The 14949-nt window shown below is 41.8% G+C and carries 19 protein-coding genes; 1 reads left to right on the top strand and 18 read right to left on the bottom strand.

The annotated features are described in order from the left end of the window. Positions 1 to 154 precede the first annotated feature (154 nt). The 18 genes from AC0VYG_RS06375 to AC0VYG_RS06290 all read right to left on the bottom strand — a co-directional run bounded on the left by AC0VYG_RS06375 (position 155) and on the right by AC0VYG_RS06290 (position 13669). Positions 155 to 466: a hypothetical protein gene (locus tag AC0VYG_RS06375; RefSeq protein ID WP_475431482.1), complete on the bottom strand. Its 312-nt coding sequence runs from the start codon at positions 464 to 466 to the stop codon at positions 155 to 157. Between the two features lie 257 nt (positions 467 to 723). Further along, complete coding sequence (locus AC0VYG_RS06370; RefSeq protein WP_475431481.1) at positions 724 to 1830, bottom strand: reverse transcriptase domain-containing protein; 1107 nt, start codon at positions 1828 to 1830, stop codon at positions 724 to 726. Positions 1831 to 1887: 57 nt separating this feature from the next. Then, positions 1888 to 2301, bottom strand: a complete 414-nt coding sequence (locus tag AC0VYG_RS06365) for an eCIS core domain-containing protein (RefSeq protein ID WP_475431480.1) — start codon at positions 2299 to 2301, stop codon at positions 1888 to 1890. A 384-nt stretch (positions 2302 to 2685) separates the two neighbouring features. Continuing rightward, positions 2686 to 2961, bottom strand: a complete 276-nt coding sequence (locus tag AC0VYG_RS06360; RefSeq protein ID WP_475431479.1) for a hypothetical protein — start codon at positions 2959 to 2961, stop codon at positions 2686 to 2688. 53 nt (positions 2962 to 3014) lie between these two features. Further along, positions 3015 to 4487 carry a hypothetical protein gene (locus AC0VYG_RS06355; protein WP_475431478.1) on the bottom strand — a complete coding sequence of 491 codons (1473 nt, stop codon included), beginning with the start codon at positions 4485 to 4487 and terminating at the stop codon, positions 3015 to 3017. Further along, positions 4475 to 5140, bottom strand: coding sequence for a hypothetical protein (locus AC0VYG_RS06350; protein WP_475431477.1), 666 nt, complete (start codon positions 5138 to 5140; stop codon positions 4475 to 4477). Before AC0VYG_RS06350 ends, AC0VYG_RS06355 begins: the two co-directional genes overlap by 13 nt. Positions 5141 to 5185: 45 nt before the next feature. Next, a complete protein-coding gene (locus AC0VYG_RS06345) occupies positions 5186 to 6235 on the bottom strand; it encodes a hypothetical protein (RefSeq protein WP_475431476.1) in 1050 nt (349 codons plus the stop codon). A gap of 48 nt (positions 6236 to 6283) precedes the next feature. After that, on the bottom strand, positions 6284 to 6637 hold the full coding sequence (locus tag AC0VYG_RS06340) for a hypothetical protein (protein ID WP_475431475.1): 354 nt from the start codon (positions 6635 to 6637) through the stop codon (positions 6284 to 6286). A 58-nt stretch (positions 6638 to 6695) separates the two neighbouring features. Beyond that, positions 6696 to 7196, bottom strand: coding sequence for a RebB family R body protein (locus tag AC0VYG_RS06335; RefSeq protein ID WP_475431474.1), 501 nt, complete (start codon positions 7194 to 7196; stop codon positions 6696 to 6698). A 19-nt stretch (positions 7197 to 7215) separates the two neighbouring features. Further along, positions 7216 to 7431 (bottom strand): RebB family R body protein, encoded by a 216-nt coding sequence (locus AC0VYG_RS06330; RefSeq protein ID WP_475431473.1) that lies wholly within the window; start codon positions 7429 to 7431, stop codon positions 7216 to 7218. 81 nt (positions 7432 to 7512) lie between these two features. After that, a complete protein-coding gene (locus tag AC0VYG_RS06325; RefSeq protein WP_475431472.1) occupies positions 7513 to 7779 on the bottom strand; it encodes a RebB family R body protein in 267 nt (88 codons plus the stop codon). A gap of 103 nt (positions 7780 to 7882) precedes the next feature. Next, complete coding sequence (locus tag AC0VYG_RS06320) at positions 7883 to 8149, bottom strand: RebB family R body protein (protein WP_475431471.1); 267 nt, start codon at positions 8147 to 8149, stop codon at positions 7883 to 7885. A gap of 100 nt (positions 8150 to 8249) precedes the next feature. Then, complete coding sequence (locus tag AC0VYG_RS06315) at positions 8250 to 8519, bottom strand: RebB family R body protein (RefSeq protein ID WP_475431470.1); 270 nt, start codon at positions 8517 to 8519, stop codon at positions 8250 to 8252. 76 nt (positions 8520 to 8595) lie between these two features. Next, positions 8596 to 8883, bottom strand: coding sequence for a RebB family R body protein (locus AC0VYG_RS06310; protein WP_475431469.1), 288 nt, complete (start codon positions 8881 to 8883; stop codon positions 8596 to 8598). A 227-nt stretch (positions 8884 to 9110) separates the two neighbouring features. Then, on the bottom strand, positions 9111 to 10406 hold the full coding sequence (locus tag AC0VYG_RS06305) for a helix-turn-helix domain-containing protein (RefSeq protein WP_475431468.1): 1296 nt from the start codon (positions 10404 to 10406) through the stop codon (positions 9111 to 9113). 175 nt (positions 10407 to 10581) lie between these two features. Continuing rightward, on the bottom strand, positions 10582 to 11613 hold the full coding sequence (locus AC0VYG_RS06300) for a P-loop NTPase fold protein (protein ID WP_475431467.1): 1032 nt from the start codon (positions 11611 to 11613) through the stop codon (positions 10582 to 10584). A gap of 604 nt (positions 11614 to 12217) precedes the next feature. Beyond that, on the bottom strand, positions 12218 to 12853 hold the full coding sequence (locus tag AC0VYG_RS06295; RefSeq protein ID WP_475431466.1) for a LysE family translocator: 636 nt from the start codon (positions 12851 to 12853) through the stop codon (positions 12218 to 12220). 180 nt (positions 12854 to 13033) lie between these two features. Beyond that, a complete protein-coding gene (locus tag AC0VYG_RS06290) occupies positions 13034 to 13669 on the bottom strand; it encodes a LysE family translocator (RefSeq protein WP_475431465.1) in 636 nt (211 codons plus the stop codon). 403 nt (positions 13670 to 14072) lie between these two features. Between AC0VYG_RS06290 and AC0VYG_RS06285 the strand changes: the two genes are divergently transcribed. After that, entirely contained in the window at positions 14073 to 14948 is an 876-nt protein-coding gene (locus AC0VYG_RS06285) for a DMT family transporter (protein WP_475431464.1), read from the top strand. Position 14949: the final 1 nt, after the last annotated feature.

The following is a 14949-nucleotide window of genomic DNA, read 5'->3' as shown; positions in this document are numbered from 1 at the left end:
CTGTCGTCCGGTAAATGCATTTCGCGTACCATATCTTTTATTCAAGTCTATTTGTGCTTCACTAAGGTTTAGCACTTCCTTCTTCCCTTCTTCGTCCGTTGTGGCAAATGAGACAGCGTGCTGTTGGATCTTTGTGATGTACCTCTTGTGCGTACTAAATTTCGGTGTCCGTCCTTCCACTAGCATTTTTTTTCGTATCTGGTTTTTTCCCCGTAATAGTAGTGTCCTTGTTTTTTTTTTTCTCATAGTGCAAAGAACTAGTCTTTGTCGGACTCACATCTCCTTTGTGGGTTTCTTGCTCGTAGGTAGCTGTTACGGCCTTCAGACAGTGATTGCTCGGAGAAGCCGCCTTAGGTTGGTTGTGTGCATACTGAATAGTTGTTTTCCGATCACACTTTCTCTGAGCACCAGAATTTGCAATTTGTTTATTTTTACTTTCTTTTGATTTTTCTACTTGTGCATACATATCTCAAACCTTTTTTAATTGGGAGTCATTCGTTTTATAGACTGTATTCAGTTGCCTATAACATTATTTCTAATCCCCTAGTGGACTTTATTTAGCCTTTGTCTTTATCAGTACTGGTCTTCTAACATTTACTCACGCTGTTAAAAAGCCACCTTTCGCAAACCCTGCTACCCAAACACGAGCGCTGTATTGACGATGGCAACACTCACGTTTATTTGTTGTGGTTAAACTTGGTGTTTCTTAAGCGGCTTCCACTCCTAGTGGCGCTCTGCCCACTGTTCAACCACTCGTCCATAAAGCTCCGCCAGCCACCTACTATCCCCAATGCCTTGGGCAAGTTGACTGTTCAGCCCTTCTTGGATGACTTGTTTTGGGTCGATGGTCACCCCGCCGCGTACCCAGGTTAACCACCGTGTCACATACTCCGCGATACGGTCTTTCGACCCACCTTGCTCATAAAGCTGCTGAAGTTTAGTGAGATGATTTGCCCAAGTCTTCCAAGCGAGGCCGAGTGGTGTTTTAGCTCGACCCTTGTCTTTAGGCGCTAGCCTGTATCCCAGAAAGTCGAATCCATCATGCTTTATCCGTCCTATATAGGTTTTGAAAGGATGTTTGGTCTGTTTCACCAAATCCAGTTGTTGATTCATCAGCCTAACAGCGTAACGCAATTGGTTACGCGTCTTACACAAAATCAGCCAGTCATCCATGTATCGGTAATACCGTAAGTTGTGCTTCGCGCAGTATTCACCAAGCACCTTGTCCATTTGCAGTAGGTAAATGGCGCCGAGTAACGGCGACAGTGGGCTGCCTTTGTTGATGCCCGTGGTCACGGTGTAAAGGTTGCCGCCTACGTCATCCAGCCGCGCCAGCAGTTGTTCAATCAATACCAGTACTTCGAGGTCTGGAATCAGTCCCTTAAGCTGTGTCATGAGGATGATGTGATCGATGGTGGCGTAGTAGGAATTCACATCACTGCGACACACGTAGCGGTAGTCACTCACCACCTGTTGCACTTCACTTACACAAGCCTTGAGTCCTTTGCCAGCTAGGTGATAACAATCATCACTAAGCTTTGGTGATACCTTGTTGGTTAATACTAGGCTGATGGCTTTGATCACCAGAGCATCTTCGGCACACCAGCGCCCAACACAGCCACCATCGGTCTGAACCGCTTTGCACGGTGAAAATTGATACTCTCCATCAAGTAGCGCCCGTTGAATACGCGGTTTGATCACATTCCAATGAAACCTCATATGCCAGCAGTCGTCATTGTGGTTGCTGTATTGACGGGCCTGTTTTAGCCATTTATAGGCTTGTTGTAACACCTCGTCAGAGGCGATGTGGTTGATCCATTGCTGTGTCATGAACGCCTCCTTATTTGGTGTTCATTCAAGTGTGTTAAATTACCTTGTTAAAACTCACTAGCATCGCCCTAAACGGATAGCTTTGTTACCCAGTTCTGTGGCGTGTTGCTCTAATTTCGGATCGTCGTTGATTGCTACGCCGTTTACGATCATGGTGGGTTTCACCATGTTTAATGCTTGCTGCACGACGTGGCCCAATTCGTGGGGCAGATGGTGTTCTTGTCCCGGTGCTAGGTAAATGTCTTCACCTTGAGCATAGGCATGGGCTTTGACCTGAGCTGGTTTCGGCGAATTGTAATGCACCCTCACCCTTTGTAAATTCACGCCCGTCAATTTTTCCATACCTCGCTGTAAACTAGCGGGTAACGATCTGGTTCTCTCATCATAATTTTGTTGCTGTAAGACGCCTGTTTTACCAGCATTCTGATATATACTCTGCTGGGTTAACATTAAATATTGTCGTGTTTCCATTTTGCTCTACCCTATCTGTGACTTGGCTTACGTCTTCTATCAGCCTGTTATCACTATAGAAAAAATCCCTAACGAGCACTTGGTGAAACTGAGCATCTGTTTGATAAAAGTCAGCAAGACCTTGGCATAAATGACGATATAGCGACTTTTTCGATGATGAGGCAATACTTAAAGAAGCGGCGAATAAACCCTTTTGCCAGAAGAGTAATAAAGAAGAAAGCGGCTAGAAAAAGAAGTATTTACCCATGCACTACGGGTTGTCTTTAGAAAAAAGAAAAAGCGCAACGCTGGGGAAAATATGGCGTGTTATAAATTAAGCCAGTAGGTTGCCTGTTTTAACAGGCAACCTACTGGCTTAGTGGTTTTTATCTCTGTTATTAATTTTTACTGGGTTGCCACCACAGCGTCCATGGCTTCTTGCTCCGCAGCTTGTAGTGCCTCGAACGCACTCATGCCCGAATATATTTGGTCAGCTACGATTTGATCTGTATTGACAACCGACTGCATGGCGGTTTGCTCTGCTTGCTCGGGAGCTGTCGAACAAACGCTTCCAGGTTGACCGTTTACCGCATTTTCTGAATACGCAACCGTGGCGTTGGCAACGTTTTCTTGTTGCTGGACGTTCTGTTGGGCATTGTTTTGTTGATTTTCTTGACTCATGGTATTTCTCCTTTGTGTGTTATCTTTTCATGTAAGGGTATATTGAGTGCATCTTAGTGTAAGTTTGCTGTTTCTCTCAGGGCAGGATAGTGACCTTCTACCCAGACATCATTATTGGCAAATAAATCCACCAATTCTTGTGGGCGGGAGGTGGCAAATTCAGAAAAAGAGGCTTCCCAAATATTGCGATGGGAGCGTACCTTGACTATATTGTTCTTGTCACGTTGCCAATTAATAGGCAAGAAAACACACTTCTCCTTAGGCTTTTCGCCATACAGTCTGTCTTTTGCTGAAAGACAAACAAGACGACGATGGCCCTCTACGTCCAGTTCTGACTCAGTGACAATGTAAACCAAGGAAGACCTTAACCAAACGGGGAATTCAAACAGATACACCGTGTTGGTGATTTTGTTATGGCACGGCACACTCCGCTTAGATGGCTTTGTGAGGGTCTCTTTTTGCTCAGCGTTGGGAGTGTTTTTTTGTTGCCAGTACCAAGTCGATAAGGCGTCTAGAGCGAGACTTCGATAAGCATTACTTTCCACTTCGTCTGTCGTCAATGGTGGGCTCGGCATATCATTCGCTCTATCAGCACTTAGCTGTCTTAACGTCGCTAGGCGAGAGACGACTAGAGCCGTACGATTAAGCCCTAAAACGTCTATAGTGGTTTGGCCTCGGCTTAGCTGGACTGGTTGTGGTTGGTTATCTAACCAGGCTTGATAATCCTGCTCTACTTTGGGGTCCGTCAACAATTCGTCTTCGACATCAAATTGGTGAGGAATCGCATTCGGCTGTTGCCAAAGCCGCTTTTCAACTTGCTCTGGCGTTAAACCTTGTCTGTCTAAATAAAACGCACACACGGTGTCATAGGCGAACGCTTGGCCATTTTGTGGGTTAAAGCGAATGTAGTCCCTTGGCTGTTCTTGATAAGGATTGATCAACAAGGGTTGTTCCTGTACCAAGGGGATGTCTGGATAACGCTTTTCTTTGACAGGAAACAAACCTGCCTTATGTTTTTCATCACAGGCTGGGCAGACATAGAGGAGATTGTCCTGCTGATACGCCAAGGCATAGTAAGGCGAGCATTGACTTTTTATCTGTTCATTTGCAACGCTGTCTAAGAGCTGTACTGGCCGATAGTGGCTCATGTTGCCACAGGCGGTGTCCATCAAAAAACTCTCGCACAGGCTACAGCAGCCGAAACTCAGTTGCTCAAAGTGATTTTTTATTAGAGGACTGGCAAACAGGGCGGGGTCAAATGCCGCGTAGGTAAAACCAATCAGTAGTTCATCGTTATCAGAAGACGTGGGATTGCCTTGGCGTTGTGTCATCACAACCAGGTGATCGACTAGCTCAGAGGCATAACCTTCTTTTTTTAGTCGTACTCTGTCCTGCTGGGTCAAGGTATGATACTTAGGGGCAATTTGCAGTCGAGTAATGATTTCCGTCATTTGCTGTTGCGCTGTCATTTGCTTTATTTCAAGATCTGGGTCTACTTGTATTGCGGAATACATTAGTGATCGCATGATTTTTCTCCCCTCTCAGACACATCCATTTTGTCTATTTCATGATCAGGCGCGGTTTGGATAGCCGACTCGCTGATTTTCTTGTCGCTGTTTGCCATGTCATCCATGGTTAGGGGAACGCTGTCTGATAAATCCTCAATAATGTTAGCCGCCTCGGTTTGCTTTTCGTCTAATGTAAGTGCGGTTTGAGAGAGTATTTTGCTCTGATACGCTTTTTGTTGCGCGACGAGCTTTTGTTCTAGGTCAACAGCAGCCTGAGTCATGGCTTGATGTTTGCTAGCAATTCTGGCTTGAGCCTTTTCTTGCTGTGCTCGCATGTTTTGCTGATACTTGAGTTGATCTTGAATAAGATTGTCTTGAAATGCGTCTTCTAATTTACCCAACTCATCCTCTTGTGCGGACTCCGTTTCATAGGCCTGTTTGAGGCTTGGATGATCCTGTAAAAGGCGCTGCTTAGCTTCTTCTATTTTGGCCGACGATTGTTGTAGAGACTGGGAGATGGTTTGCATAGCATCGGTAAGCACATCATCAACCGTTGTCAATAATCTATTACTATCAACAGGCATAGAGAGCGTCGCTAATTCCTTCATAGACGACTTTAGCGAATGGCTCTTTTGCGACGGTACTGTTTTATTTTCATTGGGTAAATTCATAATGGCTCTCCAATACAATGTCGTTTGTCATGATGAAAACAGCCTTTAAGAGCGAGTGGCCGCTTTGTTTGTCAGGCGATTGGGGGTGTCGCTATACAGGCTCAAGCAGCCAATGTTATCTATATTCAGCATGGTGGTTTTGTCAGGTAAGGCAAATAGGTAATGCCGATAGCGACCCGCTTGATTGATAAAGCTATCCGTAGCAAGGTGATTACAAAGCTGTTGCTGAAGCTGTTTTATGTAATGGATCGCTTGCTCTTCGATGCTGTCTATGTTGCCCGGCTCTATGTTCAATGCAATGTTTTGTAAACCTGACGAGAGGCTGGTAAAGCCTAGATTATTACCGGCTTCATTCCATTGGACGATGGCGGACTGGAGGCTATGTTGATCCAGTTCTATGGTTGCCAAAGGACAATCTAGATTGTTCAGTACTAATGGCGTCAATTTATCTAATATCGCCTCTATTGGCGCACTAGGCTGATCCGCATGGCGATTCAAAGCCAAATAAAAGCAATAGTAATGGGCAAGCTCTGACAAGGTTTGCGCTTTATCATTGGCCCAATTCACTGCTTCTGTTTTCACATTTTGACCCATTTGAAACACGCGCTCGCAATACTTCAAGACATCGTGAAACACAATCATGTCATAAAAATTCGCGCTCCACATTAGTGGCAATTCAAGGTGACTTTGCAACTTAAAAAACGGATTGATAGCCCCAAAAGATTCATTGCTTATTAAATAGTATTTTTCTAATAATTGGCTATTAGCGACAGTCCGATCGGTAACTTGATCTGCAGCGGCTGACGGCTCCAAAGAAGATAAAGCCCGTAGATCATTAGTGGTGATTTCTAACAGTTTTTTAATATCAACTGTCAAGTTACCTTTGGCAATATTCAGTAGAGAGGTTCCTCTTAGGCCAATATTGAGCTGTTCAATAAATGCTTCCACAGAAGGAAAACTCACCGACTGCTCCTGATTCGCGATCATTACCTGCAAGCATTGAACGCCTTGCGGTATCATATGCATTAGAGCTTGAATATTGTCTGGCAGTTGTTCAACCTCCTGCAGCTCTGTTTGATTTATTAGTATCGTCATATGCGCCTCTTTTTGCCTTTTGTGTTTGCCTTTTTAATAGGCAAATGCTTAGCCAACAGGAAACTCTTCTATTAATTTGCTGGCTCCAGCACCTACACTGCTAAAGTTTACTGTGCTATCCAAGACCATTTTATTGGCCTGTTCAATAATTTTTCCATAGGTCTCGGTATTGCCTGTCGCCAGCATTTGCGCCAATGCCACCCCCATGGCAGTGGTTGCCATGGTATTGATATTGCGCAAATTATCGGTAGCATCTTGAACGGCTATTGCCGAAGACTGCGAGATAGATTGATAGGCTTTCCCCGCTCCGGATTGTTTAATGATGTTGCCATTGAGTGTTGCACTTTGTATCGCAGTAAGTGTGTTGACGACTTGGGAGTTAACATTGCCTTCGTCTGCCATGGTGGTTCTCCTTTTGCTTGTGCTAGATCGTATGCCTGTGAAATAACCCGTTTAACGTTTAACTGGTGGGAAAAAGATCTTTAATATTTTTGTCGAGCTTGCTGACGGCGTTATTAAATAATTCCTGCTCTGGCGCCTTCACTTTGTTACCTACTTCCTCTTTAGCAGACTCAAAAGCCTCCTTGGCTGATTGTTTGGTAATGACACTTTTTTTGTTAATTAGCTCTTTTAGGGTCATTAACAGCAGTGAGTTGGCAAGCATATCTTCTGCTAGGTTCACTTTAGACAACGCCAATTCCAGTGACGCCTTCGAGCTTAAATCAACTGGCTTTAAAGGAACTATTTCGGTTTTTAGCATTTTTGCGCAGCTTGCCGTGGCAGCGGCTGAAGCCGACGTTTGCGCATTTTGCTGAGCGGTAATCGCATTAAACATCGACATGCCGATAGTTTCTGTACTAGTAACATCCAACATCCCCATGGACTGTGCGGGGGCGCCTCCTGTTAATAAGGCGTTTATTTGACTAACTGAATCGGTTATTTGATCATTTACAGCACTCATGATGTTCTCCTTAGTTTCGTTATTTGCCCTTTGTTGCTCCAGCGGCTCCAGATGAAAGAATCAGCACATTACATTGACTCACACTGGCATTTTGGATCGCCTGGGAATGGGCTTCATTGTTGACCGCATTATCCATTAATAGACTAATGGAATTAGCCATCGCAACAGACGCAACGGAGACGGAGAAAGGCTGTGCTAAGGCAATATTGCTGTCATAGAATTCTATATTCGCCATAGAGACCTCTCTTTGTCTTTTACCTGATAAAAAAGGTGGTATCAGCAATACGCCCCACTAATACCACCTAAGTTCGCTCGCTTACTGGTAGATTCTGTTCGTCGCTACGGCAGAAGAAGCTGTATCGATGCTATATAGCGTCGATACCCCTTGGGTAAGTGCTGCTTGTGCTGTAATAGCATTATTTTGCTGTCCTGTTGTGGCATTGTGAGCCGCATTAGAAAGCGCTTGGCTCGTTGCAATCATAAAATTGCCTGTTGCCACTGCTGGAGCGTCACCAAGAACCTTGGTATTAACTTGAGAAACAGAATCGGTAATTTGACTGTTTACTGCTGTTGGAAATGCCATAGTATTTTTCCTTTTCAATTATGTTAATAGTGCAATCTAAGATCGCGATTGTGTCCGGTTATTGCGAGAGTTTTCTCTTACTTTAGAACGTTTTAAAAACGCGTTAGGCAAAGATCTTACTCGTCGAAACAGCCGTGGACGCGGTATCGACTGAGAAGAGTAAATTTACCCCCATAGTCGTAACAGCTTGTGCTGTAATATTTGTTTGCTGCTGTGCTGTCGTTGCATTATGTGCAGCATTTGCTAAAGCCTGCGAGGTCGCCTGGAACAGGTTCCCCATTGCTATCGCTGGTGCTGCACCTAAGACTTGCACATTAGCCTGTGTCACCGAATCGGTAATTTGGCTATTAACTGCGGTTGGAAATGCCATATTACTTTCCTCTCTTGTTTTTCATAAAACCCATTAAATGAAACCCCTTTTTACTGTGCTGTTAATGACATCCAGCTCAATTCAAAAGGAATGAATAGGTTTAGCTGCCAAGAATGGTCTTAGTTGAAACACCTGTTGTTGCTGTATCAATAGAATATAAAGTGGTCACCCCCATTGTTGTGGCCGCTTGAGCGGTAATGGCGGTTTGCTGCTGCGCCGTTGTCGCATTATGAGCGGCATTGGCTAATGCTTGAGATGTGGCTTGAAACAAATTCCCCATTGACATCGCTGGAGCATCACCCAATACCTTGACGTTTGCTTGGGTCACTGAATCGGTAATCTGATCGTTTACTGCGGTTGGAAATGCCATGTTGCTATCCTTTTAATTAAATTATTTGGTGTTACTTAAATTGGTTGGTGTTACTGTATGTTTTTGTCGTGTTTTATCAGCCTAAGCCTGCTACTTTCTGAGTGAGGATTGCTTTTGTCCCCATCCCTGTGCTGGCTGTATCGATAGAATACAACGTGCTCACGCCCATCGTGGTGGCTGCTTGAGCCGTCAGTGCTGTTTGTTGCTGGGCTGATGTGGCGTTGTGTGCTGCGTTGCCTAAAGCCTGTGATGTTGCTTGGAATAAATTCCCCATTGACACGGCGGGAGCATCACCCAGGACTTCGACGTTCGCTTGGGTAACAGAATCCGTGATTTGATTATTAACTGCTGTCGGAAATGCCATAATAAAACCTCTTTTCATTTAATAAGTTGAGTCGTATTTATTGCGCTATTGCTTAGCATCGGGGTTAAATCATCACCTCTATTGGGTAATCTCAAACCTTGTAAACAGTTTAAGAATAAAAATGTGTTTAGGATTGGTACGAACTCGCGCTCAGTTGGTAATAACTCGGCTAAAGTTGGTATAACCACCAAAATTCGCATTTTGGTGGTTCAATGTGACCCACGCTTTTAATTCCTAATGGGTAATCGAGACATAGTCTGCACCAATGCTTTTTCGACTATAAGTGATTCAGGACTTGCTTTTGTATGCCCATATTGATCACGATAGACGCCCGGACTCATACCAACCGTTGCTTTAAATTTTCGGACAAAAAAGCTCAAGTCAGAAAACCCTACATCATCACAGACCTGTGTCACATGCCGAGTCGGGTTTTCTGTTAGTAGCTCCATTGCTTTGACAATACGCAAACGTAATAAAGTTTGTTTAAATGACATACCTAAGTAATTTTTAAATAAGTAGGATAGATGAGAGGGGCTAATACAAGCTTGACGTGCAAGATCATCCATATTAAGCGGTTTTTTAAAATTGTTGTAAAGATAGACTATCGCTTTATCTAAAGCAGGATGATGTGCAAATTGCAGCGGTACTTTTTGATCATACTCATTAAGATCATTTTTATTACGTTGAATCACATGGGAAGATAAGCTGTTATCATCATTATCCTCTAAAGCTTCATATTGATAAATTGTTTTCCCCATCTCATTACTTAAGGTAGCTATAGATTCTTTTTTTTCTATTTCATCAACCATTGTTGGAAAGCATGCCAGTAATATTTTTTCATCAATAACATTAGAAGAGGCCTGTATCGCTAATTTATCAAGACAACGTTTGATTTGCTTAACATTTCCTGGCCAAGAGCATTTTTTTAATATATCCCACGCTCCCGGTTGAAAAGACAAACTTGCTATTTTTTTGTCTTTTGATTGGTAATATAGAACCAAATCTTCTATGTCTTCTACTCGATTAGCTAATGTAGGCAGTTCAACGGTCAGACAATGATAATCTAGCCAACTTAAAAACGGGCTATCTAATGAATCTATCGCTTGTGAATGGCAATAACTGGCAATTATACGAGTACTCTGCTCAGGCGTGTCGGAGGTTAACCAAAGGCTTTTCAGAGAATGGGCATCACTTTCTGCTAATAGATCTATATTTTTAATAAATAAGGTACCTCTATCTGCCTTTACCCACTCTCTATGAATTATATCTGATAAGTTTTCATTACTATTTCGCTTACAACAGACTGTCACAAATGGGTAGCTTTCTTCTTTGCAATAAGTATGTATCATTCTTGCCGCAATCTCTTTGCCAGTTCCCGTTTCACCTTTGATGAGAACTGGCAATGACGTATTTGCTATTGACATTAATTTATTTTTAACTAACTGAATCTCAGTACTATTACCTACCCATAACTCACTCTCTAAAAGATACGTTTCTTTAGTCTGTATGTTTGATTGGTTCATTTTTTTCCCCTTAGTTATAAATAACAAAATCATGTAAATAGACGCAATGCTGTACACACGATTGACACTAGGAAAACTAACCAATCACATAACTAAAAAACGGATCACTTACGGATCACTTACCATAAGATCACTAATAAAATTCTATTTTTAAATACTATTTCCTATTTACTATTTAAGAAACATCAATGATTTCCTTTACTATTTCTAGGATCACTGAATGACGAAAAGCATAACCATCTGCTCTAAGATAAAGTAAGCCTAGGCAAACTAAATCATTAAGTTGAGCCACACCGAACAGCTGCTTTGTGGATAAAAAAACATCAATTAGAGCAAAGCTAACGCTACTTCCAGTGTGGGCTAAAAATTTTAAGATCTGCCGTTGCTCTATGGGTAATGACTTCAATATCATAGAAATTTTTTCATAAACACTTTTTGGGAAATCATCATTAGGCTTATCAGTCAAGAGCAATTCTTCTAATATTCCTGGATGACCTTTTGAACGTTTAACTGATTGCAGCTTATGTTGATAGCTGGTTGCTAAAGAAAAAGGGGGAGTACTTACAAAAAAATTGGCTAACGATAATAATGAGCCCTCATCAAGCATTCTTAACTTTATTGAATGATGATTCTCTAGCCAATCAGGAAAGTGCGAGTATTGTTTAACATCAGAAAAACCTAACATCAAAAAAAAGGGAAATCCAAAATCATTTTTAATTAGTTTTTTTATAATTCTAGTGTTTGATTTATTAATACAATCTATATCATCTATCGCGATTATCAGAACCCCTCTACTAATACATTTATCGATCAGGAATGATAATACTAAACACTCAACTGCTTCTATTTTTTCATGAGTAATATTTTTTAAAACTTGACATTCATATTGATTAAGTTTGCAACCTAACAAAAGCAAAAAATAAAAATATTCTAATTCAAATGAAAATAAAAATGTAAAACTTGAACGCATAAATTCATCAGTAACACCTATTTCAAGACCTAACATCATTCTACATAAACGGTTAAGAGTATTCTCTTCCTCTTTGAAGCTAAAATACAAAGACTCATTATTTGTATTTTTAACTTTCGCAATAAATGACTGGATGAGGTTCGTTTTTCCTATTCCGTGCATACCCGCGTAATAGAAACGGTTTTTTGAGTGTTTTTGGATAAGACATAGAGATGTTGTAATTGCTGAAGCTCCCAATCTCGACCAATGCAAGGCTTTACATAGTTCGATTGCTCAGAGGCATACTGCAACAATGATAAAGGAACCTCTTCAATGAGATCCTCGAATGAAATACCAAAGAAGCATGCTAAGCTAGAAACTGTCCTATACAATATATTTTTTCCCGCTTCGGCTCGCTTAATAGAAGCAATTGAAACGGGTAATCTAAGGTTTGCGCAGCCATCCGCTAACTGTTCTTGACTTAAGCCTTTTTTTTCTCAGTAATTTCAAAGTGTTAGCATTTATTGAGATTCTACCATTCAATGTTTCGTTCATTTTAATTACCTTATATTGCAAGTGTAAATTTAACAGGAGGAAATGTTATACTTACGTCCTTACTCAAAGACAATTACACTCTGTTACACTAAATCATGCATTAATAAAAGCAAAACCATAAAATGAGCTTATGTTATACTTTTTAAAAACTATAATATCAAAATAAAAATATATGAAAAACTTGTTTTGTGTATGATTTTATAAAAAAAGAAGGTATTCATTATAAATACTATAATTAGGTAGGTAATACGTTTCTATATTAAAATCAGTACTCGGCTGATTTATTTTCTTTCCATTTAAAGAAGCATTAACTTCGACTCGAAGAGGCCAGTAACATACTCGCGAGTACGAATAAGCTTCCCATTCCCTTATTCAACCTAAGCATGCCTTTTTGGCTTTTTATCAAACGCCGAATCTGTTTACCACTTACCGCATAAATATAGGCAGCAATAAACTCACACAGAATAAATGTCATGCCAATTACAAAAAACTGAGGGGCAACTGGACTGTTCAAATCAAGAAGTTGTGGAAAAATCGCAGTAAAAATCAAAATGGCTTTGGGGTTACTGATCGCAATCATAAATTCTTGTCGAATTCTGGGAAAGTGCCCACGAGAAACGACACAGTTTTCTGACTCGTGTTCATCCAGCGTCATCGCAGCGCTACGCCATGTTTTAATGCCAATATAGAGTAGATAAACAACACCAGCCCACTTAACCATGTTAAACCAAAACATGGATGACACAATGACAGCGCCCAACCCCAAGGCGGACACTGTCATCAAAATCATAAAGGCAAGATTACGTCCAGATGCGGCAGCTACTGCTTTTCTCGGCCCTACCTGCATTCCGTTATACATGGCAGTAAAATTATTTGGCCCTGGAGACAAAGCCAACAATAATAAAAAGGGTGCAGTAACCAACCAAAGATGCCAGCTCATCATTTCTTTCCTTCTAAACCCAAAAAATTGATCAATAATCAAACAATAACGAAATTGTTATAGGAGTGCAATTTGCTATTACTCCGTGAAGGCATTACGACAAGGTTTATCCAACAAACTCGTATTTTGGACAAAAAAATCGGAGCCAATGCTCCGATTATTTAACTGTCTATAAGAAGAAAATTAAGCTCGCGTCGCCATGGCTAAAAAAGCGCTCGCCGTAACAAATATACCACCCATACCACGGTTGAGGTTTTTCATTCCCTTAGGGCTACGAATCAAACGTCGAATTTGTTTGCCACTCATAGCATAGACATAAGCCGCAATAAATTCTGTCATACAAAAAGTCAGTCCCATCCAAAAAAACTGCATAGGAACAGGCCGAGTTAAATCCAGCATTTGAGGGAAAATAGCAGTAAACAACAACACCGCTTTAGGGTTGCTAATCGCTACTAAAAACTCTTGGCGTATTCTTGCCCTATGGCCTCGTTTCGCCCTCGTACCATTTTCCATTTCATGTTCTTCAAGCACTACTGACGCACTGCGCCACGTTTTTACACCCACGTAAAATAGGTACAGCACCCCAACCCATTTCACAACGCTAAACCAAAATGCAGAAGAGACAATGATGGCCCCCAGACCCAGCGCCGAAATCAGCATCAAAATACTGAAGGCAACATTTCGCCCTACTACAGCAATTACCGCTTTCGTGGCCCCCACCTGGATACCATTGTGCATGGCGGTAAAATTATTTGGCCCTGGCCCTAAAGATAGCAACATCAACAATGGTGCCATAGCCAACCACATACTAAACGTCATAGAAATTTACACCCTAAAAAAAGACAAACCGCAGCAAGAAAACGGCGGTTAGAATGGTTTTTCACTTGAAGTCTAATAGCCGTTAAAACAACACATTAAAAACACCCATCAGACCTCTGAATTCGGGCGCAACTTTACCCTGTAATTCCACCTGTGTCAGCCCTCACGGGAGCCTTTTACGACAGAAAAAAGTGCAGTTATTAAGGTTATTGAATATCTCGACAATAACAGCTAATGAGACGATGGAAACAAACCAAAGGAAAGCGATGAATTTACTTTAAAATCGAAGGAAAGCGCCCAACAAAACTTTTCATTTTAACTTCTGGTGAGTCCTTCAAGCCTATAAAATAGGCTCTCCTATCCGCTCAAGAGCAACTTAACACTATAAGGATGATTCACCATTATGCTCATTTCACAGCTATTTTTATGGACAACCGCAGCGATTTGGGGCTTTGCTTTCGTTGCTCAAACAGTAGGGATGGACAGCTTAGGGCCATATAGTTTTAACGCCGCACGTTTTCTATTAGCCACCTTATCTTTACTGCCGCTACTGTTTATTTTTAAATCCAAGCAGCAACAGGATAAGAAGCATTTGTGGTTAGGCGGTATTTTAGGAGGAACCTGTCTGTTCTTTGGCTTTACGTTTCAGCAAGTTGGCTTGCAATATACAACGGCAGGTAACGCGGGTTTTATCACCAGTATGTATATTGTCTTTGTGCCTATCGTAGGCATATTACTTAAGCATAAGGTAGAGTCTCATACTTGGCTGGGTATTATTTTAGCGCTCATTGGCTTATATTGCTTAACGATTGGCCCGCACCTTAATATCAATAAAGGCGATGCAATTGAACTGATTGGTACCCTGTTTTGGACAGGACATGTCATCATTATCGGCTATTTTTCTCGCTATGTTTCGGCCGTTCCGTTGTCCATCATTCAGTTTCTCATAGCAACCATCTTGGGTACTGTAACCGCTTTTTTCACAGAGTCGCCTACGCTAGCCGACTTTGAAATGGCATGGTGGCCATTGGTGTACGCTGGTGTTGCTTCATCCGGCATTGCCTTCACCTTGCAAACCCTTGGTCAACGTAATGTATCGGCCAGTATTAGCGCCTTAATCTTATCGTCCGAAGCGGTGTTTGCCCTCATCGGCGGATGGCTTTTGATGAACGAAGTGTTATCAACACGCGCCTTAATCGGCTGCGGGTTCATTTTGTTGGGCATGATTATCAGTCAGTGGCCACGCCAAACTAAAGCCGCCGTTATTCCGGTTGCTTAAG

It is taken from the genome of Marinomonas sp. 63XJN7_7_ISO-PGPR-S23-202, from assembly GCF_056173505.1.
Note: the sequence above shows the minus strand (reverse complement) of the source record. Positions and strands in the feature narration are given on the sequence as shown.